Origin of the sequence: Pseudonocardia sp. CA-142604 (assembly GCF_050948475.1) — a bacterium.
GTDB classification, from domain to species: Bacteria; Actinomycetota; Actinomycetes; order Mycobacteriales; family Pseudonocardiaceae; genus Pseudonocardia; species Pseudonocardia alaniniphila.
In genome coordinates this window covers 7,604,648-7,626,353 of record NZ_CP192045.1, presented here as the reverse complement: position 1 = coordinate 7,626,353, position 21,706 = coordinate 7,604,648, and the positions used below count along the sequence as shown (strand labels likewise).

22 protein-coding genes are annotated in these 21,706 nt (G+C 70.5%); 12 read left to right on the top strand and 10 right to left on the bottom strand.

The window, feature by feature from the left end; genetic code table 11:
- Positions 1-42: 42 nt before the first annotated feature.
- Positions 43-1,020, top strand: a complete 978-nt coding sequence (locus tag ACQPZQ_RS34430) for a DoxX family protein (RefSeq protein WP_433287848.1) — start codon at positions 43-45, stop codon at positions 1,018-1,020.
- Between the two features lie 72 nt (positions 1,021-1,092).
- Here the strand turns inward: ACQPZQ_RS34430 and ACQPZQ_RS34425 are convergent, their stop codons facing one another.
- Both ACQPZQ_RS34425 and ACQPZQ_RS34420 read right to left on the bottom strand, forming a co-directional pair.
- A complete protein-coding gene (locus ACQPZQ_RS34425; protein WP_433287846.1) occupies positions 1,093-1,308 on the bottom strand; it encodes a dodecin in 216 nt (71 codons plus the stop codon).
- 182 nt (positions 1,309-1,490) lie between these two features.
- On the bottom strand, positions 1,491-2,312 hold the full coding sequence (locus ACQPZQ_RS34420) for an alpha/beta fold hydrolase (RefSeq protein WP_433287844.1): 822 nt from the start codon (positions 2,310-2,312) through the stop codon (positions 1,491-1,493).
- Positions 2,313-2,505: 193 nt separating this feature from the next.
- Here ACQPZQ_RS34420 and ACQPZQ_RS34415 point away from each other — a divergent pair, with 193 nt between their 5' ends.
- Entirely contained in the window at positions 2,506-3,492 is a 987-nt protein-coding gene (locus ACQPZQ_RS34415) for a helix-turn-helix domain-containing protein (RefSeq protein ID WP_433287842.1), read from the top strand.
- 4 nt (positions 3,493-3,496) lie between these two features.
- Here the strand turns inward: ACQPZQ_RS34415 and ACQPZQ_RS34410 are convergent, their stop codons facing one another.
- Positions 3,497-4,402 (bottom strand): zinc-binding dehydrogenase, encoded by a 906-nt coding sequence (locus ACQPZQ_RS34410; RefSeq protein ID WP_433287840.1) that lies wholly within the window; start codon positions 4,400-4,402, stop codon positions 3,497-3,499.
- Positions 4,403-4,550: 148 nt separating this feature from the next.
- Here ACQPZQ_RS34410 and ACQPZQ_RS34405 point away from each other — a divergent pair, with 148 nt between their 5' ends.
- Entirely contained in the window at positions 4,551-6,338 is a 1,788-nt protein-coding gene (locus tag ACQPZQ_RS34405) for a flavin-containing monooxygenase (protein WP_433287838.1), read from the top strand.
- 9 nt (positions 6,339-6,347) lie between these two features.
- On the opposite strand, the gene ACQPZQ_RS34400 is transcribed toward ACQPZQ_RS34405, so the two are convergent.
- Positions 6,348-6,872 carry a helix-turn-helix domain-containing protein gene (locus ACQPZQ_RS34400; protein ID WP_433287836.1) on the bottom strand — a complete coding sequence of 175 codons (525 nt, stop codon included), beginning with the start codon at positions 6,870-6,872 and terminating at the stop codon, positions 6,348-6,350.
- Positions 6,873-6,939: 67 nt separating this feature from the next.
- Here ACQPZQ_RS34400 and ACQPZQ_RS34395 point away from each other — a divergent pair, with 67 nt between their 5' ends.
- Genes ACQPZQ_RS34395 through ACQPZQ_RS34385 form a run of 3 tightly spaced genes read left to right on the top strand, consistent with a single transcriptional unit; the run spans position 6,940 to position 9,785 of the window.
- Positions 6,940-7,311 carry a hypothetical protein gene (locus ACQPZQ_RS34395; RefSeq protein WP_433287834.1) on the top strand — a complete coding sequence of 124 codons (372 nt, stop codon included), beginning with the start codon at positions 6,940-6,942 and terminating at the stop codon, positions 7,309-7,311.
- Positions 7,312-7,343: 32 nt separating this feature from the next.
- A complete protein-coding gene (locus ACQPZQ_RS34390; protein WP_433287832.1) occupies positions 7,344-8,480 on the top strand; it encodes a hypothetical protein in 1,137 nt (378 codons plus the stop codon).
- A gap of 54 nt (positions 8,481-8,534) precedes the next feature.
- Complete coding sequence (locus ACQPZQ_RS34385; RefSeq protein ID WP_433287830.1) at positions 8,535-9,785, top strand: PP2C family protein-serine/threonine phosphatase; 1,251 nt, start codon at positions 8,535-8,537, stop codon at positions 9,783-9,785.
- On the opposite strand, the gene ACQPZQ_RS34380 is transcribed toward ACQPZQ_RS34385, so the two are convergent.
- Positions 9,782-10,060, bottom strand: a complete 279-nt coding sequence (locus ACQPZQ_RS34380) for a DUF3040 domain-containing protein (RefSeq protein ID WP_241039968.1) — start codon at positions 10,058-10,060, stop codon at positions 9,782-9,784. The two genes, ACQPZQ_RS34385 and ACQPZQ_RS34380, sit on opposite strands and share 4 nt — an antisense overlap.
- 86 nt (positions 10,061-10,146) lie before the next feature.
- On the opposite strand from ACQPZQ_RS34380, the gene ACQPZQ_RS34375 reads away from it, so the two are divergent.
- Positions 10,147-10,656: a MarR family winged helix-turn-helix transcriptional regulator gene (locus ACQPZQ_RS34375; RefSeq protein ID WP_433287827.1), complete on the top strand. Its 510-nt coding sequence runs from the start codon at positions 10,147-10,149 to the stop codon at positions 10,654-10,656.
- A 258-nt stretch (positions 10,657-10,914) separates the two neighbouring features.
- Here ACQPZQ_RS34375 and ACQPZQ_RS34370 read toward each other — a convergent pair whose 3' ends face one another.
- From ACQPZQ_RS34370 to ACQPZQ_RS34355, 4 genes are all read right to left on the bottom strand, one after another.
- On the bottom strand, positions 10,915-11,247 hold the full coding sequence (locus tag ACQPZQ_RS34370; protein ID WP_433287825.1) for a hypothetical protein: 333 nt from the start codon (positions 11,245-11,247) through the stop codon (positions 10,915-10,917).
- A gap of 309 nt (positions 11,248-11,556) precedes the next feature.
- Complete coding sequence (gene larA / locus ACQPZQ_RS34365) at positions 11,557-12,834, bottom strand: nickel-dependent lactate racemase (protein ID WP_433287823.1); 1,278 nt, start codon at positions 12,832-12,834, stop codon at positions 11,557-11,559.
- Between the two features lie 93 nt (positions 12,835-12,927).
- Positions 12,928-14,895, bottom strand: a complete 1,968-nt coding sequence (locus ACQPZQ_RS34360) for a M13 family metallopeptidase (RefSeq protein ID WP_433287821.1) — start codon at positions 14,893-14,895, stop codon at positions 12,928-12,930.
- A 114-nt stretch (positions 14,896-15,009) separates the two neighbouring features.
- Positions 15,010-15,369, bottom strand: a complete 360-nt coding sequence (locus tag ACQPZQ_RS34355; protein WP_433287819.1) for a VOC family protein — start codon at positions 15,367-15,369, stop codon at positions 15,010-15,012.
- A gap of 244 nt (positions 15,370-15,613) precedes the next feature.
- Between ACQPZQ_RS34355 and ACQPZQ_RS34350 the strand changes: the two genes are divergently transcribed.
- Genes ACQPZQ_RS34350 through ACQPZQ_RS34335 form a run of 4 tightly spaced genes read left to right on the top strand, consistent with a single transcriptional unit; the run spans position 15,614 to position 18,574 of the window.
- Positions 15,614-16,804: a Tm-1-like ATP-binding domain-containing protein gene (locus ACQPZQ_RS34350; protein WP_433287817.1), complete on the top strand. Its 1,191-nt coding sequence runs from the start codon at positions 15,614-15,616 to the stop codon at positions 16,802-16,804.
- Positions 16,801-17,634: a phosphoenolpyruvate hydrolase family protein gene (locus ACQPZQ_RS34345; RefSeq protein WP_433287815.1), complete on the top strand. Its 834-nt coding sequence runs from the start codon at positions 16,801-16,803 to the stop codon at positions 17,632-17,634. Before ACQPZQ_RS34350 ends, ACQPZQ_RS34345 begins: the two co-directional genes overlap by 4 nt.
- Before the next feature lie 9 nt (positions 17,635-17,643).
- On the top strand, positions 17,644-18,081 hold the full coding sequence (locus tag ACQPZQ_RS34340) for an SRPBCC family protein (protein ID WP_241039976.1): 438 nt from the start codon (positions 17,644-17,646) through the stop codon (positions 18,079-18,081).
- Positions 18,082-18,139: 58 nt separating this feature from the next.
- Positions 18,140-18,574: a hypothetical protein gene (locus ACQPZQ_RS34335; RefSeq protein ID WP_433287813.1), complete on the top strand. Its 435-nt coding sequence runs from the start codon at positions 18,140-18,142 to the stop codon at positions 18,572-18,574.
- On the opposite strand, the gene ACQPZQ_RS34330 is transcribed toward ACQPZQ_RS34335, so the two are convergent.
- Positions 18,565-19,749 carry a hypothetical protein gene (locus ACQPZQ_RS34330; protein ID WP_433287812.1) on the bottom strand — a complete coding sequence of 395 codons (1,185 nt, stop codon included), beginning with the start codon at positions 19,747-19,749 and terminating at the stop codon, positions 18,565-18,567. The two genes, ACQPZQ_RS34335 and ACQPZQ_RS34330, sit on opposite strands and share 10 nt — an antisense overlap.
- A 153-nt stretch (positions 19,750-19,902) precedes the next feature.
- On the opposite strand from ACQPZQ_RS34330, the gene ACQPZQ_RS34325 reads away from it, so the two are divergent.
- Complete coding sequence (locus ACQPZQ_RS34325) at positions 19,903-21,579, top strand: sigma factor-like helix-turn-helix DNA-binding protein (protein WP_433287810.1); 1,677 nt, start codon at positions 19,903-19,905, stop codon at positions 21,577-21,579.
- Positions 21,580-21,706 lie beyond the last annotated feature (127 nt).

Here is a 21,706-nt window from a genome sequence, read left to right as displayed (position 1 = left end):
GGGGAACGGTTGGGCATGCTCCTTCGACGTGTTGCCCGACCTATGCTCGCCTCGCTGTTCATCTACAGCGGCATCCAGGTCCTCCGGGCTCCCGAGGGCCCTGCTCAGGCGGCGAAGCCGGTGCTCGACGCGGTTGCCCCTGCCGTCGACAAGGCCGTCGAGATGGCGCCCATCCAGGAGCGCCCCGACGACGTACTGCTGGTGCAGATCGACGCCGCGGTCAAAGTCGTCGCCGGCACGATGCTGGCGATCGGCAAGTTCCCGCGCCTGTCCGCAGCGGCCCTCGCCGCGACGCTGATCCCCACGACAGCGGCGGGTCACCGCTTCTGGGAGGAGACCGACGAGGAGAAGAAGCAGGATCAGATCATCCACTTCCTGAAGAACGCGGGTCTCCTCGGTGGGCTGCTGATCGCCGCGGCCGACACTCACGGCAAGCCCTCGCTGGGCTGGCGTGGACGCAAGGCCGCGAAACTGGCCGCGGCGCAGGCTGCGGCGCTCTCCGGTAGCGCCGCGGGCGTCTCCGGCAAGGTCTCGGGTGCGGCCCACGAGGTGACCGGCAAGCTCTCGGGCACGGCCTCCGACGCCTCGGGCACGGTCGCCGGGCTCGCCGCCGGGCTGGCCGGGCTCGCGCCAGGTGCCGGAGCCGTCGTCTCGGCCCGGACCTCCCACGCCGGCTCCGGTTTGGGCTCACGCGCCACCGACCTGTCCGCCGACTGGGCCAAGCGCGCAGCAAAGGCCAGGAAGAGGGCCGAGAAGCGTGGGGCGAAGCTGCAGAAGACCGCCGAGAAGCGGAGCGCCGACCTGCAGAAGCGGGCCGCCAAGCGCACGGCGGAGCTGCAGAAGGCTGCTGAGAAGAAGGTGGCGGCTCTCGAGGTGACCGGCGCCGCCGTTCTCGACCAGGCGGCCAAGCTCGGCCACGACGTCGCCGCCCGGGCCACCGCGCTGGGCAGTGAGGCTGCGCACCAGGCCGGGGGCGTGGCGAAGGACGCAAAGAAGCGGGCCGCCGCGCTCACGCACTGACCGGCCCGGGTGCGCGCATCGGCCCGGCTCCCTCGGGAGCCGGGCCGATGTCATGTGCGGATCCGGCCGCTCCTAGGCGAGCTCCTCGAGGCGGAAGCCCACCTTGAGCGTCACCTGGAAGTGCTTGATCTCCCCGTCCTCGAGGTGCCCCCGGATCTCGACCGTCTCGAACCAGTCGAGGTTGCGCAGGGTGCGCGCCGAGCGCTTGATGGCCGTGCGGATGGCGTCGTCGACGCTCTCCGCGGACGTCCCGACGATCTCGGTGACGTGGTAGACGTTGTCACCCACTGTTGAACTCCTCCCGTCGCTCCGCCTCGTGCCAGCGGAAACCGTTCAATCGCAGGGGCCCGCGATCGTCGGGGGGTTGCCAGGGGTTCCCCCTCCACCCTCTTCCCGGAGGGAGCGGCCGACGAAACCTCTACCTCGTTCGGCCGAGTGCTCGGGCGGAGATCAGGGAGCTGCGCGGACGGTCAGCTGTCGAGGAAGGCGAGCAGATCCGCGTTGAACGCCTGCTCGTAGGCGCCGGTGAGGCCGTGCGGGGCGCCCGAGTAGACCTTGAGGGTGGCGTCCTTGATCAACTTCGAGGACTTCTCCGCGGAGGCGACGATGGGCACGATCTGGTCGTCGTCCCCGTGGGCGACGAGCGTCGGGACGTCGATGGCGCCGAGGTCGGCGGTGAAGTCGGTCTCCGAGAAGGCCTTGATGCAGTCCAGCGCAGCCTTGATCCCGACCTGCATGCTCAACAGCCAGAACGCGTCGCGGGCGCCCTGCGAGACCGTGGCACCGGGCCGGTTCGCGCCGTAGAACGGCTCGGACAGGTCCTTGTAGAACTGCGACCGATCGGCTGCGACGCCGGCGCGGATGGCGTCGAAGGCCTCGATCGGGAGCCCCTCGGGGTTCTCGTCCGTCTTGAGCATGAGCGGCGGCACCGCTCCGAGCAGCACGGCCTGCGCCACCCGGCTCGTGCCGTGCCGTCCGAGGTAGCGGGTGACCTCGCCGCCGCCCGTGGAGTGGCCCACGAGCGTGGCGTCGTGCAGATCGAGGGCCTCGATGAGCTCGCCGAGGTCGTCGGCGTAGTGGTCCATGTCGTGGCCGTCCCAGGTCTGCGTCGAACGCCCATGGCCGCGCCGGTCATGGGCGATGGCGCGGTAGCCGGCGGATGCCACCAGGTTCAGCTGGTTGTCCCAGGCGTCGGAGTTGAGCGGCCAGCCGTGGCTGAAGACGATCGGCCGGCCGGAACCCCAGTCCTTGTAGAAGATGTCGACTCCGGCCTTGGTGGTGAATACACCCATGATGTCTCCTTCGCTCATTGTCATGACGAGTTCGGGGGAATAGCCCTGTCCGGAAATGTCCGGATCCGTGGCTCGTCTCGTCGCCCGGGGGAGAACGTAATCACGTCCCCGGTCAATCGATGTGCTGCGCGTGCACAATTCTGGGACGACAGCGAAGCGCCCGGAGCGGGCCCGAGCAGCGTGTGGTGAGCGGATGGCACTTCTCCTGGACACCGCGTCGATGCCGGTCCAGGAGCGTGCCGATGCTGTACGGCACACGATGAGCTCGGCGCTGTTCCCGGCGCGGGTCGAGCTCGCCGGGCGGGTCGCAGACGTGAGCGTCCGCATCGAGGGCTGGCAGCTCGGGCCGGGCGCACGGCTCGTGCACGTGAAGGCGTCCGGGCACCGGCTGACGCGCGTGTCCCGGCACGTCCGGGTCAGTGCCCCGGAACAGATCTCGCTGTCGGTCCAGCTGGGTGGCTGCAGCGCCACCCGCACCCTGGCCGACCGGCACGTCACCAACGAACCCGGCGAGCTGCGGCTGGTGGACCTGACCTCCCCCTTCGACCACGTCGCCGAGGGAGAAGGGGTGGCCGCCGCCCTGTACATCGACAACGAGCGGATCGGTCTCTCCGTCGACGTCGTCCGGGACGCGGCGCCGCTCCTGGCGAGGAGCCCGCTCTACGACCTCGTCCGCCGGCACCTGCAGCAGGTCCGTGCCGTCGCCGGTCAGGTCGAGGGCTGCGAGGCGGGAGCGATGCTCGGCGCCGGGACGGTCGAGCTCGTCCGTGCACTGATCGTGTCCGCTGCGGCCGAGCCGACCCTGCGCCCGGCGTCGACCGAGTCGCTGTATGCCCGGATCACCAGCTACATGTCCTCGTACCTGGGCGATGCGGACCTCAGCCCGGCCCGCATCGCCGCCGAACACAACATCTCCGTGCGCTACCTGCACCTGCTGTTCGCCCAGCAGGGGCTGACGGTCCGCACGTGGCTGGTCCGGGAGCGCCTCGAAGGAGCCCGCCGGACCCTGGCCACCCGCTCCGGCCACCGGGCGTCGATCGCGGCCGTCGGGCGGATGTGGGGATTCTCCGACGCCGGCCATTTCGCCCGCAGGTTCCGGGCCGCCTACGGCATGAGCCCGACCGAGTGGCGGCAGCTGCATCGCGGCGCTGCGGTGCTGGGCGAGGCGACCTCGGCGTGACGGGTCAGCTCACGTCGAGCACGGCCTTGCCCGCGATCCGGCGGGCGAAGAGAGCCTCCGCTGCGCTCGCGACGTCCTTCCAGTCCCCGCGCCGCCCGATCTGCGGGTCGAGCCGGCCCTCGGCGAGCATCGCGACGAGGACGGCGAGGTCGCCGGCCAGCTGCCCGCCCATCATGAACGACTGCAGGCTGCGCAGCTCCCCGACGGTCGCATACGGCTCGAACACGGTGGGCTCGCCGGAGGTGGCACCGATGGACTGCACCGACCCGCCCACGGCGAGCAGGCCGAACGCGTGGGCGAGCTGAGGACCACCGACGTTGTCGAGCACGCCGTGCAGCCCCGGCTCGACCCCCTCCAGCCCGACGACGACCTCGGCCGCCCCCAACTCGGCCAGGCCCTCGCCGCGCGCCGCGCTGCCGACCGAGGCGGTTACGTGCGCCCCGGCCGCCGCTCCCAGCTGCACCGCGAACCGCCCCACCCCACCGGACGCCCCGGTGACGAGCACCCGCTGCCCCGCCACGAAACCCAGCCTGCGCAGCGCCCGCAACGCCGTGACCCCGGCGACCGGAAGCGCCGACGCCGCTGCGAGGTCCACCTCGTCGGGCACGACCGCCAACTCGGCGACCGGGACGGCCCGCAGCTGCGCCCACGCACCCGAGGGTCCGAACGTCACGACCCGACTGCCCGAGGGCGGCCCGGAACCGTCGGCCGCGGGGGTGCGCACCACGCCCGCGGCGTCCCACCCCGACACGTGACCCGCCGGTTGGTTCGTGACGCCGCGCAGCTCGCCGTGGTTCAGCGAGATCGCGCGCACCTCGACGAGCACCTCGTCGGCCGCCGGGACGGGGTCTGCGGTCTCGCCGAGCCGCAGCCCGGCCGGGGCGTCGTGGTCCACCAGCAGAGCGAGCACGGTCAACTCCTTCCGTGGCGGTCCTGCGACCGCCTCCTCGGCCGCCAACCGCAGCGCCGCGAGGGTTGTTCCCTATCGGAAGCGATGGACGCACTCGCGGACGCTCACATAGTGTGAATGCCGGTTCTAGAACCAATGGGGGGAATCGATGGTGGCGGAACTCGGCTTCGACCCCGAGGCCCTGCGCGCCAGGTACCGCGCCGAGCGCGACCGGCGCCTGCGGCCGGACGGCAACGACCAGTACCGCGAGCCGGAGGGCACGCTCGCCCATTACCTCGACGACCCGTACGTCGAGCCCGGTTTCTCCCGCGAGCCCCTGACCGACGAGGTCGAGGTCGTCGTCGTGGGAGGCGGCTTCGGTGGCCTGCTGGTGGCCGCCCGGCTCCGCGAGGCGGGCATCGACGACGTCCGGCTGATCGAGAAGGGCGGCGACGTCGGCGGCACCTGGTACTGGAACCGGTACCCGGGCGCGGCCTGCGACGTCGAGTCCTACATCTACCTCCCGCTGCTCGAGGAGACCGGCTACATGCCGGTCGAGAAGTACTCGAAGGGCCCGGAGATCCTCGCCTACAGCCGCAGGATCGCCGAGAAGTTCGACCTCTACTCGCGTGCGTGCCTGCAGACCGAGGTCACGGAGTTGCGCTGGGACGACGACACGGCGCGATGGATCGTCTCGACCGACCGGGGCGACCGCATGCGGGCCCGCTTCGTCATCACCGCCGGCGGTCCGCTGCACCGTCCGAAGCTGCCCGGCGTTCCCGGCATCGAGACGTTCGGCGGCCACAGCTTCCACACCAGCCGCTGGGACTACGCCTACACCGGCCGCGCCGAGGACGGCCTGCCCGGACTCGCTGGCAAGCGCGTCGGGATCATCGGCACCGGGGCCACCGCGGTGCAGTGCGTGCCGCACCTCGGCGCGGCGGCGGAGCACCTCTACGTCTTCCAGCGCACGCCCTCGTCCATCGACGTCCGCGCGAACCGGCCCACCGACGCCGAGTGGGCGCAGAGCCTGCAGCCCGGCTGGCAGCGCGAGCGGATGGAGAACTTCAACACGCTCGTGTCGGGCGGAGAGGCCGACGCCGACCTCGTCGGCGACGGCTGGACCGACATCATCCGCAACCTGTCCGTGGTCGCGCGGGCGCGGCAGGCGGCGTCCGACGACACCGCCAACCCCGCCGACATCGTGCAGCTCGCCGACTTCCGCAAGATGGAACAGATCCGGGCCCGGGTCGACGAGATCGTGCAGGACCCGGCCACGGCGGCCGCGCTCAAGCCGTACTACAACCAGCTCTGCAAGCGGCCCTGCTTCCACGACGAGTACCTCGACACGTTCAACCGACCCAACGTCATTCTCGTGGACACCGAGGGCCGTGGGGTCGAGCGGATCACCGAGCGCGGTGTGGTCGTCGACGGCCGCGAGTACGAGCTCGACTGCCTGATCTATGCCACCGGCTTCGAGGTCGGCACCGGCTACACCCGGCGAGCGGGGTTCGAGATCCACGGCCGGGACGGCACGACGCTCACCGACAAGTGGAAGGACGGCGCCGCCACCTTCCACGGGATGCACAGCCGTGGCTTCCCGAACTGCTTCATCGTCAGCAACACCCAGACCGGGTTCACCGTGAACTTCCCGCACATGCTTGCCGAGCAGGCGCAGCACATCGCCTACATCGTGCGGCACTGCGCCGACCAGGGCGTCGCCACCGTGGAGGCGTCGGCGGCGGCCGAGACGGAATGGGTGGACACGATCGTGGCCCTCAGCGAGCGGCGCCGGGCCTGGCTCGAGGAATGCACGCCCGGCTACTACAACAACGAGGGCATGCCGTCTCCGCAGGCCGCGCGCAACGCCCCGTACGGGGCCGGCTCACCCGCGTTCTTCGAGATGCTGTCGACGTGGCGCGCGGAGGGTGGGCTGGCCGGTCTCGAACTGCGCTGACAGGCGCGTTCAGGGATCGGGGATGAACGTCGTGGACAGGATGCGCCGCGTCCTGCCCGGCGCATCCCGGTGTTCCACGAACGGCTCGAACGCCTCGGTCAGGCGCGCCTGAAACTGTTCGAATTCCTCGTCGGACAGCCAGAGCGCGGCCTGCCGGAAGCCGACCCCGTCCCGGACCGGGTCCGGATCGTCCCGGTCGAGGTACCGGTCGAAGTCCGCGGCCAGCCCGGCGATGAAGACGGTGAACATCGTTCGTAGCCGGTCGCGGTCGAGGGTGGCGTTGTCGGAGTCTGCCGCGGCGGTGTTGAGCTCGTAGGTCCGTTCGACCGCGCCCCGGACCCGGCGTTCCTCCACGACGAGCAGCACGCCGGCCTTCACCAACACGCCGACGTGGCGATACAGCGTGGTCGTGGGGACCTCGGGCAACAGCTCGGCGAGCTGCCCGGTCGTCAGCGACCGCCCGATCAGGGCCTGGACCACGCGCCACCGCACCGGCTGGTGCAGCAGGTCCGCGAGGGACGTCTCCTGGGACAACCTCGACCACCGTTTCCATATCTGGTATCAATGCTGTTAGTGGGAACAGTCTAGAAGGGGGGACGGGATGGCAACGGTCCATGTCGGCGAGCACGCGGTCACGGTCACGCTCTCGACGGTCGAGAAGCTGTTCTGCGGGGGGCGGACCCGGCTCGTGGTGCCGCTGGGCGAGGTACGCAGAGCAGAGCGGGTGGAGCTGCCGACTCGCGCGGCAGTCACGGGAGTGGCACGGTCGGGCCTGGTGGTGAGCGGGATCCTCAAGCTGGGTCGCTGGGGTATCGGAACTCCGACCAGCCGGTTCGTGAGCGTCCGCCGTTGGGTGCCCGCGCTGCGCCTCGTCGTGGGTGACAGGTTCCGGGAGCAGCTGGGCTATCACGAGATTCTGATCAGCACGCCGGACGTCGACCAGCTCGTCGAGTCCCTTGCAGTGCTGCGATGACGGGTGCCCGGTACGCGAGACCGTCACGGCGGGTGGTGTATCGAGCCGGACTCGCCGCGATGGCGATCATCGCGTTGCTGCTCGGGTACGTGGTCGTCGTGGGAGTCCTGCGGTCGCGCCCACTGACCCTGCCGGCTCCGAGCGGGCCCTTCCCCGTGGGGCGGGCGATCGTCACGGTCGCTGCAGGCAGCGCCACCCCTGACGAGCCGCGCCGGGCGGCGTGGGTCTGGTATCCCGCCCGACCCGGCTCCGCCGACGAGGCACCTCGTGTCGACTACGTTCCCGACGGATGGTCGGGGCCGGGCACGTTGCCGCCGACGGTCGGGCTGGGGTGGCTGCTCCAGGACGTCGGCGCCGTCACCTCCTGGGCGCGCCGCGACGCCCCTCCCGCGCCCGGCCCGGCGCCCGTCGTCGTCCTCGCTCCCGGGTTCGAGACCGCACCATGGATGTACACCACTCTCGGCGAGGAACTCGCCAGCCATGGACGCGTCGTCGCGCTGCTGGTCCCGCCGACGACTCCCGCGCGCGTGGTTGACGGCATACCGCGCACCTCCCCGACGGCGCCCGCAACGCCCACGGGCGCCGAGGTCGACACGCTGATCGGCCGGCAGGCCGCGGACATGACCGCGCTGCTCAACGCGTTCACCTCGGCCGACCCACCCGTACCTGTCACCGTCGACGCCCGGCGCACCGTCTTCGCCGGGCACTCCCTCGGTGGTGGCGCCGCCGTGCGTGCCTGCGAACTCGAACCGCGCTGCGTCGGATCGATCAACATGGACGGCCCGCAACCGGACCGGGCACCGACCAAGCCGGAACTGCTGCTCGGCTCCGACCGCAGCTGCGCGGCCGTCACACCGTGCGCCGAGGACGGCGCGCCGCGCGCCTACACCGACTGGCTGGTCCAACGGCGCGTCGGCTCACCACCGACATCCACGGCCACCATCACCGGCGCCGGGCACAACGCGTTCGGCGACGCCGGCCACTACTTCGTCGCCCCACCCGTCGGCGCTGCGGCCGGCGTCGGCGACATCCCTGCTCACCGCATGCACGTCGTCCTGACCAGGACTCTCGATACGACCATCGACGAGCTGCTCCACAACGGACCAATCGGACACGCGGAACCGGGCTCCGCAACCGACCTGCCGGAACTCGTCCGCCTGCCGGATTGAGAACCGGTAACCCCGTACTGACACTCGCAGGGTTGCTGGTGACAGGGTGGGTGAATGACCGAGCGGACCGCTGCGGCTCGACCCCGGGTCGGGGAGTTGCTGCGGAGTCTGGACGAGGCGCCTCCCACGGAGCTGGTGGACGTCTGCTCGACATGGCTGACCAGGCACCTGGCGGCCCGGGCGTGCGTCCTGTTGCTGGCCGACTACGCCGAGGCCACCCTGGAGCCGGTCGCCAACGGGCCCGTCGCCGCGGCCGTCCGTCCGCAGGACCTGATCGACAGCGCCGCGGGGGAGGCCTACCGCGAACAGCGCCAGGTCACGGCAGTCGTGGATCATCCCGCCCAGGCAGCTGCGGCCGGGGCCGTGGCGGGCGGTGAGGGAAAGCCCGCGCTGGTCGTCTACCTCCCGGTGTCGGTGCGTGCCGAGCGGCTCGGGGTCCTCGCCGTCACGTTTCCCGGCGACAGCCTGGACCCGGACGTGGCACCGGTCCTCGAGGACGTGACGCGGGTGCTGGGGCACGTGCTCACCGGTGCGCGCCGCTACACCGACCGGTTCGAGATGCTGAGGCGCCGCCGGGAACTGGGGCTGGCAGCCGAGATCCAGTGGGAGCTGCTGCCCAGCCTCGCGTTCGAGCTTCCCGCCTTCTCGATCGCGGGCACGGTGGAGCCGGCGTACGAGATCGGCGGCGACAACTTCGACTACGCGATCAGCGCCCACCGATTGACGGTGGGCGTGAGCGACGCCGCCGGCCACGGACTGCGGGCCGCCCTGCTGGCCAGCCTGTCGTGCACCGCGATGCGCAACGCCCGCCGCGCGCGGTCCACGATCGCGGAGCAGGCCGAGTCGGCCAACCAGCACCTGGTGGACCAGTTCCCCGGCGCCGACTTCGTCACCGGGCTCCTCCTCGACCTCGACGTGGACGCCGGAGTCGGGACGATCATCAACGCGGGCCACCCACCGCCGTTGCTGCTGCGTGACGGGGCGGTCAGCGAGCTGGTTCTTCCCGCCGCGCTACCGCTGGGACTGGTCGTGCCGGCTCACTACCCGCTGCACCCGATCCGGCTGCAGCCCGGTGACCGGCTGCTGCTGTTCACCGACGGCATCACGGAGGCACATCAGCGTGGTGAGCCGGCGTTCGGGTACCGCCGTCTGGCCGCCCTGCTCGCCGAGCACCGGGACCTTCCGCCCGCCGAACTCGTCCGGCACATCACCCGGGCCGTCACCGAGTCCTGCCACGGCAAGCTGAACGACGACGCCACCGCGGTCTGCCTCGACTGGCACCCGCCCCGAAACGGACTTCTCTAGTTTCCGCGCCGCTTCTTGCGGGTGGAGTGGCTCCACATCGCCCAGACCACTGCCGTCGCAACGATCCACAGGACGGCACCACCCACCGACCCGGCCGCGAGCATGAGACCGACGAGCAGCAGCGCGATCACGATCGCGACGATCGTGCCGAACCGGATGGTGCGCCCACGGAGGTGCGACTGGCGAGCCTGGAACTCGCTGACGAACTCGGGGTCATCGGCGAGGAGCCGGCGCTCGACCTCCCGCAGCGTCTCCCGCTCGTGGTCTTCCAGCATGGCCCACCTCCTCGAGGCGGCTCCCTGACCGGCGCTTCCTGGCCGCCGACGACGACAGTATTATCGTAACACGATATAGTTGATCGATGGCTGACCATGAAAGCGGAGGAGCGTGGCGCCCTGACGCCGCGCCCGCGGCCGACGAGTCAGCCGGCCAGGCGGCGCCCCTGACGAAGCAGGACTTCGAGGCGCTGGCGCGGTTCCGTTTCGGGATCCGCCGCTACCTGCGCTTCAGCGAGGAAGTGGTGCGCGACCACGGCCTCACCCCGCAGCAGTACCAGCTGCTGCTGACGCTGAAGGGCTTCCCCGGGCGTGAGTGGGCCACGGTGCGCGAGCTCGCCGACCGGTTCCAGCTGCGCCACCACAGCGTGGTCGAGCTGGTCAACCGCGCCCAGGGCGACGGCCTCGTGGAGCGGGAGGCGCATCCTGCCGACGGGCGGGCGGTTCGCGTCGTGCTCACCCCCATCGGCCAGCAGATCCTCGCCCGGCTCAGCACCCTGCACCGCGACGAGCTCCGCCGGATGGAGGGCGCACTCGTTCTGCCGGCGTGGCACGACGGGCCGGACGGCAACGCGGGCCCACCGGCCCAGGGGTGACGCGGCCGGCCGTACACCCCCTGGCAGCCCCGGCGCGCCGCGCTGCCTGATCCCGGTTCTCCGTACGAACGGCTCTCGTCCGATAGGTCTGGGCGGCCCGCTCGTACTGGTGGGGCACCGTCCAAGATCGCCACGAGATCCGGTTCTGCGCCCTCGCAAGGTCTGAAACCCAGATCTCGGAACAATCAACGCGCCCGTTCGAGCGATCGGCACTCTCGTCCACTATGTCGGATCGATCGGGTCGCTCGTGCGGGTGCCCTACGCGTCGTCGAGCCAGCTGTAGGCGGTCTGGCGCGAGATCCCGAGGGCGCGGGCCATCGCGAGCACTTCGAGCCCCTGACGCTTGCCCGCCCCGAGCAACTCCCGTTGCCGGGCCCGCAGTTCCTCGATCTGCTCGGCGACCTCGCGCATCTCCGCCAGCACGGCCTCGGCGTCCGGCCCCGCTCCCGCCCGGGATCGCCCGGCGCCAGGGCGGGGGAACCGCCGGACCTCGTCGGGGTCCCAGCGCCGCCTGCCCCGCTCGTCGTTGCCCGGGAGCGGCTGTGGCGCCTGCCCGCGCGAGACGTAACCCGCCCAGGTCGTGGTCTTCACGCCCCAGGCCTGCGCGCACTCATCGCTCGTCCAGGTCTCGTTGCTGATGACGGTCCTATTCCTTGGGTCGGAGGAGCAAAGATCCTCGGTATCGCCGAGTCGCGCAGCGCCCCGATGCCGTGACTGTCCCGAGGAAGAAGCTTGCCCCGGGCAGCATGCCGAAGCAGGGGCGACCCGGGGCCTACGCCGGCACGCTAGCAGGACCCTGTTGTGTCGAGGGGCGACCGGACGCCCGGCCCCTCGCGCTGCCGCCTTCCACGGTCGACGTGACGGGCGGCTGGGGCTCCGCGTCGTCTCCGCGAGGGGATCTCAGGCCAGCTCGCCCGCCACGTAGGGGACCGTCTGCGGTCCTTCGGGCAGCACGCACAACCGGGCCGAGGACCCCGCCTCGCGCAGCGCCTTCTCGACCGTGCCGGGGATGTCGTCGGTCTGTTCGAGGTGGGCGGCGGCGAGGTCGGCGTCGGAGAGGTACGAGGTGTGCATGACCACGCGGGAGTCGGCCTGGATCCGCGCCTGGATCTGGATCTGCCACTGGTCGGGCACCGTGTGGTCGCGGCCGGCGATCTCGGCCAGCATCTCCTCCGGCGACGCCCCCGAGGTCAGCGACGTGCGATAGGAGCCGTGGTCGGGGAAGCCGTCGCGGCACTCCGCGGCGCAGACGATCATGCCGCCCTTCCTGACCACCTTGTAGGCGGCCGACATCCCCTTGACCGACTGGTACAGGTTCTGGTCGAGGGGATAGCCCGAGCCGGTGGTGATCACCACGTCGAACCGGTCGTCCACCGGCTGCATCGCCACGTCCTTCGCGAACGCGGTGGCGGCCTCGTGCATCGGGAGGATGTCGCCCCCGAACGCCTCGACGATCGCCTGGTCGGCGTTGAGCACCACGTCGAGCGCGAACGTCACGCCGGTGGCCTCCGCGATCGTGCGCACGTCGTCGTGCACGGGGTTGCCGTGGGTGATTCCCCAGGTGGCGCGCGGGTCGCCGATGCGGGCGGCGTCGTGCAGCACGAGCACCGTCTCCAGCGCCGCGAGCCCCGGCGCCACGAGCTTCGGACCGCCCGAGAACCCCGCGAAGAAGTGCGGCTCGACGAACCCCGTGGTGATCCGGACGTCCGCCTCGCACCACTCCCGGTTGAGCCACACCGGCACGTCGCGCCCGAAGGTGCCGCGCCACACCATGGTGTCCTTGGCGCGCGAGTCGTGGTTGACGATCCGCACGGAGTCGACGACCTCGTCACCGAACATCGCCCGCAACTCGGCCTCGGTGTTCGCACGGTGGGTGCCGGTGGCGACGAGGACGACCACGTCGTCGAGGTCGACGATCCCGTCCAGCTCGTCGAGGATCGCAGGGATCATCAGCTCTCGGGGCTGCGGGCGCGTGATGTCGCACGCGGAGATCGCCACGGTCTGGCCGCGGGAGACGCGCTCCCGCAGCGGCGGCCCGGCCACCGGCCGGCGCAGCGCGGCCCGAAGGGTCTCCCTCGGGTCGGCCGCCGCCTGCCGGTGGCTCGGGGTGACGACGGTCGCCCCGTCGGGCAGCTCCAGCCAGAGACCGCTCTCGCCGTACGCGACTCGGGTTTGCATGGATCCCATTCTCCATCGGATGGATGTGCAGTCACCCGTTGGTGAACTGTGTCGCGCGGCCGCGGGCTCCGGCTCGTCCGCTGCGCGGTGCTGTCACCAGATGCGTACCCGCAGGTCCGGGGGCGTGTACAGGGCGTCGGACTCCTGCACGTCGAACGCCTCGTGGAACGCGTCGAGGTTGGTGACCACGGCGTTGCAGCGCAGGTTCGGCGGCGAGTGGGGGTCGATGGCCAGCCGGCGCACCGCCTCGGCCTCCCGAGTGACCGCCCGCCATACCTGCGCCCAGCCGATCAGCACGCGCTGTAGGCCCGTGAGGCCGTCCAGCACCGGCGGCTCCGATCCGTCCGTCGCGATCTTGTAGGCCTTGATCGCGATGGTCAGTCCGCCGAGGTCGCCGATGTTCTCACCGACCGTGAGGGCGCCGTTGACCTTGTGGTCGGGCAGCCCGGCCGGAGACAGGTCGCCGTACTGCTTGATCAGGGCGTCGGCGCGGCGCTCGAACTCCGTGCGGTCGGAGGGCTCCCACCAGTCCGTCATGTTGCCGTCGCCGTCGTACTTCGAGCCCTGGTCGTCGAAGCCGTGGCCGATCTCGTGCCCGATCACCGCGCCGATCCCGCCGTAGTTCGCGGCGTCGTCGGCATCGGGGTCGAAGAACGGCGGCTGGAGGATCGCCGCGGGGAAGACGATCTCGTTCATCCGCGGGTTGTAGTAGGCGTTGACCGTCTGCGGCGTCATGAACCACTCGTTGCGGTCCACCGGCTTGCCGATCTTCGCGAGCTCGTCGTCGGTGCGCCACGCACCGGCGCGCCGGACGTTGCCGAGCAGGTCGTCGGCCGCGATCTCGAGGGCGGAGTAGTCCTTCCACTCGTCCGGGTAGCCGATCTTCGGCGTGAACCGCTCCAGCTTCTCCAGCGCCCGCTGACGGGTCTCCGGGCTCATCCAGTCGAGCTGGCTGATGCTCTGCCGGTAGGCCTCCACGAGGTTTGCGACGAGCGTGACCATCCGCTCCTTCGCCGATGCCGGGAAGTGCCGCTCGACGTAGAGCCGGCCCACGGCCTCCCCGAGCGCGCCCTCCACCAGCCCGACCCCGCGCTTCCACCGCTCCCGCAGCTCGGGCGTGCCCGAGAGGGTGCGGCCGTAGAAACCGAAGTCCTCCTCGACGACGGCCTCGTTGAGGTGGTCGGCACCGGCAGAGGCGGTGCGGATGGCGAGCCAGGCCTGCCACTGCGAAAGCGGGCGCTCCGACCACAGCTTCGCGGCGGCAGCGAGGAAGCTCGGCTGACGCACCACGACCTCGTCGAACGCGCCCGCAGGCGCACCGAGGGCTTCGAGCCACGGGTCCCAGTCGAACCCGGGTGCGTGCTCGCGCAGCGCTCCGAGCGTCATGAGCGTGTAGGTCTTCTCGGCGTCGCGGTTGGTGACGCGGTCCCACGAGACGGCCGCGAGCGCCGTCTCCAGCTCCATCACCGTGGCCGCGAGCCCTTCCGGCTCGGGCAACCCGACCAGCTCGGCGAGCCGCGCCAGGTGCTCGAGGTACTTGGCGCGGATCTCTGCGTAGGCGTCCTCGCGGTAGTACGCCTCGTCGGGGAGCCCGAGACCGGACTGCGAGAGGTGCACGAGGTAGCGCGTCGAGTCCTTGGCGTCGGTGCTGACGAACGCGCCGAACAGCGAGCTGAGCCCCTCCCGCTGGCGGCGGCCGAGCACAGCGGCGAGCGCCGCCTTGTCGGTGGCGGCGGCCACCTCGTCGAGCAGCGGGCGCACCGGCTCGGTGCCCGCTGCCTCGATGCGCTCGACGTCCATGAACGAGCTGTACAGATCGGCGATCTTCCGCGCGTCGTCGCCTCTCTGCGACCCCGCGTCCTCGACGATCGCCCGCACGTCCTCCTCGGCGCGGTCACGCAGCGCGTAGAACGCACCGTCCTGCGACCGGTCGGCCGGGATCTCGTGCGTGCGCAGCCACTGGCCGTTGACGTGCTGGAACAGGTCGTCCTGGGGGCGGATCGCTGTGTCGACCCACTGGAGGTCGAGCCCGGTGCGCGCCGGTTGCGTCGAAGTGCTCACACCACATCATTGCCTTTGATGGCGCCCGAGCGCCGCAATCTGCGCCGACGCGGGGCGACGAAGGTGCACTGATTCATCATCGGGGATGAATCAGTGCACGTTGATCATCGGCGATCAGATGCACTGCGTGAGGTTGACCGGATTGCCGTCCGGGTCCTGCACGTGCGCCACCCGCTGCCCCCACGACATGTCGTTCGGCGGCCCGAGCACCTTGCCCCCGAACGTCTCGACCCGATCCAGCAGCTTGTCGACGTTCTCGACGTCGATGCTCAGCAGCAGACGCTGCGGGGCCGACGTGTCGACCTTGGTGTCCGAGACGAACCCGAGATGGGAATCGCCGATCCGGAGACCGAGGAAGAAGACGGGCCCCTCCTCGGGGAAGCGCTCGGCCTCCTCGGCCCCGAACACCTCGGTGTAGAAGCGCACGAGGCGTTCGACGTCACGCGTGATGATCATGGGCGAGATCGTGCTCAAGAGTCCTCCTGAAGGTGGGGTTCGAGGATCCGACCACCCAGCCCCCCAAAACTCATCGCAGCGCCGGGATCAAGTGGTCCTCGCAGAGGCTGTGGACTCCTCGCACACGTTGGGGCCCCTGCGAGGACGACGCTCTCTCTGCGAAGACGTCGGCGGCCGCTGGGCGCGCGAGGAGCTTGCGCCGTTCAGCGCTCTCCCCTCGCATAGGTGTTCTTGTTCAGGGTCGATGCGCTAGAACGATCACATGGCGCTCGCGTACGTCATCGGCACCTTCGACACGAAGGGCGCGGAGCTGCACTATGCCGCGGAGCGGGTTCGGGCAGCCGGCGCCGAGGTCGTCACCGTCGACGTGTCGACGCAGCGGCGGGGCACCGCGGCAGACGTCTCCGCCGAGGATGTTGCGGCACATCACCTCGGCGGCGTCGACGCGGTCTTCACCGGCGACCGGGGCACCGCCGTCACCGCCATGGCCGAGGCACTGCAACGGTTCGTCGCCTCCCGCACCGACGTGGCCGGCGTTCTCGGCCTGGGCGGATCCGGCGGCACCGCACTGATCACGCCGGCGATGCAGGCGCTCCCGGTCGGCGTCGGGAAGATCATGGTGTCCACGGTCGCGTCGGGGAACGTCGCGCCCTATGTGGACGCATCCGACATCGCGATGTGGTACTCGGTCACCGACGTCGCCGGCCTCAACCGCATCTCGCGCCGGGTGATCGGCAACGCCGCGCACGCGCTCGCCGGCCTCGTCCTCAACGAGATCCCCGACGCGGAGGACCGGCCCGCCGTCGGGTTGACGATGTTCGGCGTCACCACCCCCTGCGTCACCGCCGTGATCGAGCGGCTCGGCGACGCCGTCGACCCGCTGGTCTTCCACGCCACCGGCACCGGCGGGCGGGCGATGGAGAAGCTCGTGGACGACGGGCTCGTCAGCTCCGTCCTCGACATCAGCACCACGGAGGTGTGCGATCTCCTCGTGGGCGGCGCGATGGCGGCGACGGACGATCGGCTCGGCGCGATCGCCCGCACCCACGTCCCGTACGTCGGATCGTGCGGGGCCCTCGACATGGTCAACTTCGGCGCCCCCTCGACCGTCCCCGAGCAGTTCGCCGACCGCTCTTTCTACGAGCACAACCCGCAGGTCACGCTCATGCGCACCACGCGCGAGGAGTGCGTCGAGATCGGCCGGTTCCTGGCCCGCAAGCTCAACGCGTGCGACGGCCCGGTGCGGTTCCTGCTGCCCACGGCCGGGGTCTCCGCGCTCGACGCCCCCGGGCAGGCGTTCTGGGACCCGGAAGCCGACGAGGCGCTCTTCGCCACGATCGAGGCAGAGGTGAAGCAGACGGACCAGCGGCGCGTGGTGCGCCTGCCACACCACGTCAACGACCCCGAGTTCGCCGCCGCGATCGTCAGCTCGTGGCAGGAGGTGCAGCGGTGAGGCGCTTCGTCCGCGCGGAGCTCGTCGAGAAGTTCCAGGAAATGGCCCGACGGGGCGAGCCGATCATCGGCGGCGGCGCGGGCACGGGCCTCTCGGCGAAGTGCGAGGAGGCCGGCGGCATCGACCTCATCGTCATCTACAACTCCGGCCGCTACCGCATGGCAGGCCGCGGCTCCCTCGCGGGCCTGCTCGCGTACGGCAATGCCAACGAGATCGTGGTCGAGATGGCGGCGGAGGTGCTGCCGGTCCTCGAGCACACCCCGGTGCTCGCGGGCGTCAACGGCACCGACCCGTTCATGATCACCGACCGTTTCCTGCGCGAGCTCACCGACCTGGGCTTCGCCGGGATCCAGAACTTTCCGACCGTCGGGCTGATCGACGGGGTGTTCCGCGCGAACCTCGAAGAGACGGGGATGGGCTACGGCCTGGAAGTGGACCTCGTCGCCGCCGCCCGCGCCGCCGACCTCCTGACCACGCCCTACGTCTTCTCCGCCGACGATGCGCGCGCGATGACCCGAGCGGGCGCGGACATCATCGTCTGCCACATGGGCCTGACCACGGGCGGCTCGATCGGCGCGGAGACGGCGAAGTCGCTGGACGACTGCGTGGCGCTGATCGACGAGTGGGCCGCCGCCGCGCGCGAGGTGCGCGACGACGTGCTCGTGCTCTGCCACGGCGGCCCGATCGCGATGCCCGACGACGCCGCCCACGTCCTCGAACGCACGAAGCACTGCCACGGCTTCTACGGGGCGTCATCGATGGAACGGCTACCGACCGAAAAGGCCCTCACCGAACAGACCCGCGCCTTCAAGACCCGTCTAACCAAATAGGAGACCCGCATGCCCCGCCCGTACGCCAGTGGTGTCGTAGCTGCCCCCGTCGAGGAGGTCTGGGCTCTGATCCGTGACTTCAACGGGATGACCAGCTGGCACTCCGGCATCGAGAAGAGCTCCCTGGACTCCGGCGCATCCGGCACCGAGGTGGGCGCCGTCCGTCGCCTCGTCCTGGGTGGCGGGGGAGTGGTCGTCGAGCGACTCGTGACCCTCGACGACACCGACCACACCTTCACCTACCAGATCGTCGAAAGCCCCTTCGCGGTGCGCCGCTACATCTCGACCGTGCGCCTTGCGCCCGTCACCGACACCGGACACACCTTCGCGGAGTGGTGGTCGGAGTTCGACGCCGAGGCGGCGGACGAGGAGGGGCTGACCAAGACCTTCGCCGGCGCCGTGTACGCGGGTGGGATCAAGGCGTTGCAGGAGCGGTTCACGGGCTGAGCAGCGGGTCCGGACGGCGCTGGGTTGGCGCCGTCCGGATGCCGTCTAGGTTCCCGCCGTGGATGTCGCCGACGTAGCGGTGCTGGCTGAGCTCGTGCGGGAGCACTACGCGGCCGACCGTCTCGATACGGGAGTCACCGAGCCGACGGTTGTCGAGCACGACGACGGGTCGCGGTCGGTGGTGCTCCCCAGGGATCACATGTTCGAGCCCTACCGCAGTTTTCGCCTGATCGACGCGGCCGCGGTCGGAAGCACGCTCGTCATCACGTTCACGTGGGACGACGGTGCAGACGACGGCACGGTCTTCCTCATGCCGCTCGACACCCGCGAAGTCGACCTGGACACGTCCGACAACATCGCCGTGACCACATTCCTGTCCCACCATCTCGAATTCACCCTCGGCGGGCCACGGGAGAGTTGGGAAAGAGCGCGCACCACACCATTCGGGCCGCGCTTCTCCGTCGTCAGGCCATACGGTCAGGGTTATTCGTGATCGCGCTGATCACCGGGTTCGAGGATTCGCACGTCCCCGTCAACGCCCAGCTCCGCGTCGAAGCCGGTTGAGCACCAGGCCGGATCGGCAGCGCCGGTCATCGCAGCGGAGAGCCCCGCGAACAGGGCCTGGGTGCGAGCGTTCTCCGCAGCCCGGTCCGTGATCAAGTGCGGGAGCATGCCGGCGTCCCACGCGGAGATCGTGAGCGGAGTGCTCGAGAGCCGCGCGAGCACGGTGCGGAGGCGGTCGAGATCGCGGGCGCGTTCCGCAAGGTCGGCTTCGACGGCCTGGCGTAGGTGGTGCAACGGCGAACCGGGGTTCCGGAACTGAGCTTCGGCAGCGACGAGTACGAGCCGGCGGCTGTCGAGGTGGTTTGCGAGATGGGCGGTGCGGACGGCATCGGTGAAACCGTCCCAGCCGATCTTGCCGACTTCGCCGAGCTCCTTACGCAGCACGGATCCGGGCACCTCCGTCCGCTTCTGTCTTTCCAGGACCCGCTCCCATCCGGCGATCAGGACGGATGACAAGTTGCGGATGTCCTGGACGTGGCTCATCGCAGCGCCGAGCCCGACGCTCTCGGGGATGGCGGCACGGTCGAGCAGCGCCGCGTGAGCCTGCCGGATCGTCTGCTCAGCGGTCTGGAGACGGGCATCCGACTCCAGGCGCAGCCGCGCGTCGACGCGCTCCACCGTGGTGAGGATGGCTGTCAGCTTGCGATCCTGCTCGGCCGCGGCTGCCATCTCGGTGAGGATCGTGACGGCCATCAGCCCGAGCATCGGGCCGAGCGCGGCGGTGCGCAGTCCCGCAGGCCCCGGGATGAGCCGGGCCTGACCATCGATGCGATGGGCGCCGTTCCCGGAGCGCACGACGCCGCGGAAGCCGCCGCCGACGGCGGGCATGAGGTCCCCTGCGTTGAAGCCGGGAGGGAACTCCACGCGGAAGAGCTGTGTCGCCCCTCGGCCGCCGCCGAGCATGGGGGCAACGGCTTGAAGGTGCCGGCTCAGGGCACTCGTCGGCCCGAGCGGCATACGCCAGGTCTTCCGTGTCGACTGTGGTTGGTCGGAGTAGCGGATCGTGATGCCCTCGCCCCGGGCCACCGTCTCCCACGGATTGTCGCCGTGCTGTGGCTCGCGACGGCTGTCGAGTGGGAGGACCACGCAGAGAGGAGCGATCACCTTCTGGTTATACCGCCCAAATCGGTGTGTAACGGGCGCCCGTCGGTGAGATGCGCTCGCGATCGCCCGCCGGTAGGGAGCTTGTTGATCGCTTGATCGGGTCTGGCATGGTCTTCCTCCCGCGACACGAGCGCGCGGTCGAGGAGGACCAGGTTGAACGAGACGATCGGTGCTGACCATGCCGTCACGGAGCGCATGCACTCTGATCTGCTGGCTCTCGCCAGATGGCGACTCATCCGAGGCCGCGGGGACGAGCCGGTGCTCCACGTGGAGATCGAGGACGGCAGCCCGGAGGAGACTCAGGAAGCGGCCGCCCGTCTGAACACGGTCACCGCTCGGGACCTGCTCCCCGAGATCGAGATCTCTGATCCCGTGGACGAGCTGGCGGCCGTCATCGCAGGCCTCGACGAGCGGCAGAGCAGCCTGCTCCGCGATCGGCACCTGGCTGACAAGCCGGTGACCCTCGACGAACTGGGCGCTCGGTACGGCGTCACCCGCGAGCGGATCCGACAGATCGAGAAGAAGCTCAAAGATCACCTGGCCACCGCCTTCGGCCCAGACACGAGCGTCAGCGCGTTCCTGGCCGCCATGCGCGTCGAGATCCAGCCGATTGCTCCATTGGAGCGACTCCGCGAGCGGATGCCCGAACTCGACCGCGCCGTGCCCGGTACGGACAAGCCGCTGTGGTTCGTGCTCGACAAGCTCGACGACGCCTTCGAGGTCGTCGACGGGTGGGCGGCAGCGCCCGACATCCGCTCGGCGAAGGCCCGCACGCTGACCACGCTCGACGACCTGGTCGACGACCACGGCGTGGTCGAGTTGACTGCCGTCGCCGCCGTGCTGACCCTGCCCGCCCCGGAGCTCGAGGCGTGGCTGAGCTGGTGCGGCGTGGCTCTCGCCGACGGTTGGGCCCTGACCCGGACTCGGTCCATGGACGACCACGCGGCCGCAGTCCTCGCGATCGCGGGTGAACCGCTCGGGCTCGAGGAGATCGCCTCCCGAACCGGGCGTGACCTCAACATCCGGAGCCTTGCCAACCGCCTCAACGAGGACGATCGGTTCGTCCGAACCGACAAGGCGGCCTGGGCGCTGGCCGGCTGGGGACACGAGCAGTACAGCGGGATCCGGGCCGAGATCGCGCGGGTTCTGCAGAAGGCTGGGGGAGAGATCGAGTTGCAGACGCTCGTCGATGACCTCTGCGCTCGCTTCGACGTCTCCCCGAACAGCGTGCAGACCTACGCGTCGAGTGGCGAGTACGAGCTGCGCGCAGGCGTAGTGCGACGCCGCGCGACTCGTGCCCTTCCGCGGAAGCGGCCCGAGGACACGAAGCGGCTGTACCGCATCGGGAAGACGTGGTGCTTCCGTGTGGTCGTCAACCACGACCATCTGCGGGGTGCCGGGCTGTCGGTGCCGAACGGCGTCGCGACCGTGGCCGGTTGCGTCCCGGGCGAGACGATCACCCTCGAGTCCCGCCTCGGGCCGCAGGCCGTGCGGTGGACCGGAACGCAGCCCGGCCTCGCGACCATCCGGCGGTTCCTGGAGGATCTCGGCTCGGCTGAAGGCGACACCGTGTTCCTCCGCTTCGGGCCGAACAGCGACTTCGACGTCCTCCCGACCCCGGCGCCCGGCAGCGATCCGATCAGTGGGGTGCTCCGGCTCGTCGGCGCCGGGGCAGTGGATGGAGATGCCACTCCGATCCTCGCCGAGGCGGCCGGCCTGGACGGCGGGGCCAAGCCGCGACGGATTCTCAGCGCGTTCCGGCGGCGTGGTGATGAGGAGATCGTCGCGCTTCTCGAGGAGGCCTGGGTGCGGGTGCCGGCCGGAGGTTGATCAGGCCGCCGCAGCGCTCGCCCGCCGCGTAAGGCCGGGGAGGAGTTGCGGCTGGGGGTCCACGTCGCATGCGGAGATAAGGCCCGGAGAGGCAGCGGTCACTGCCTGCACCGGGCCGGACCCGGCG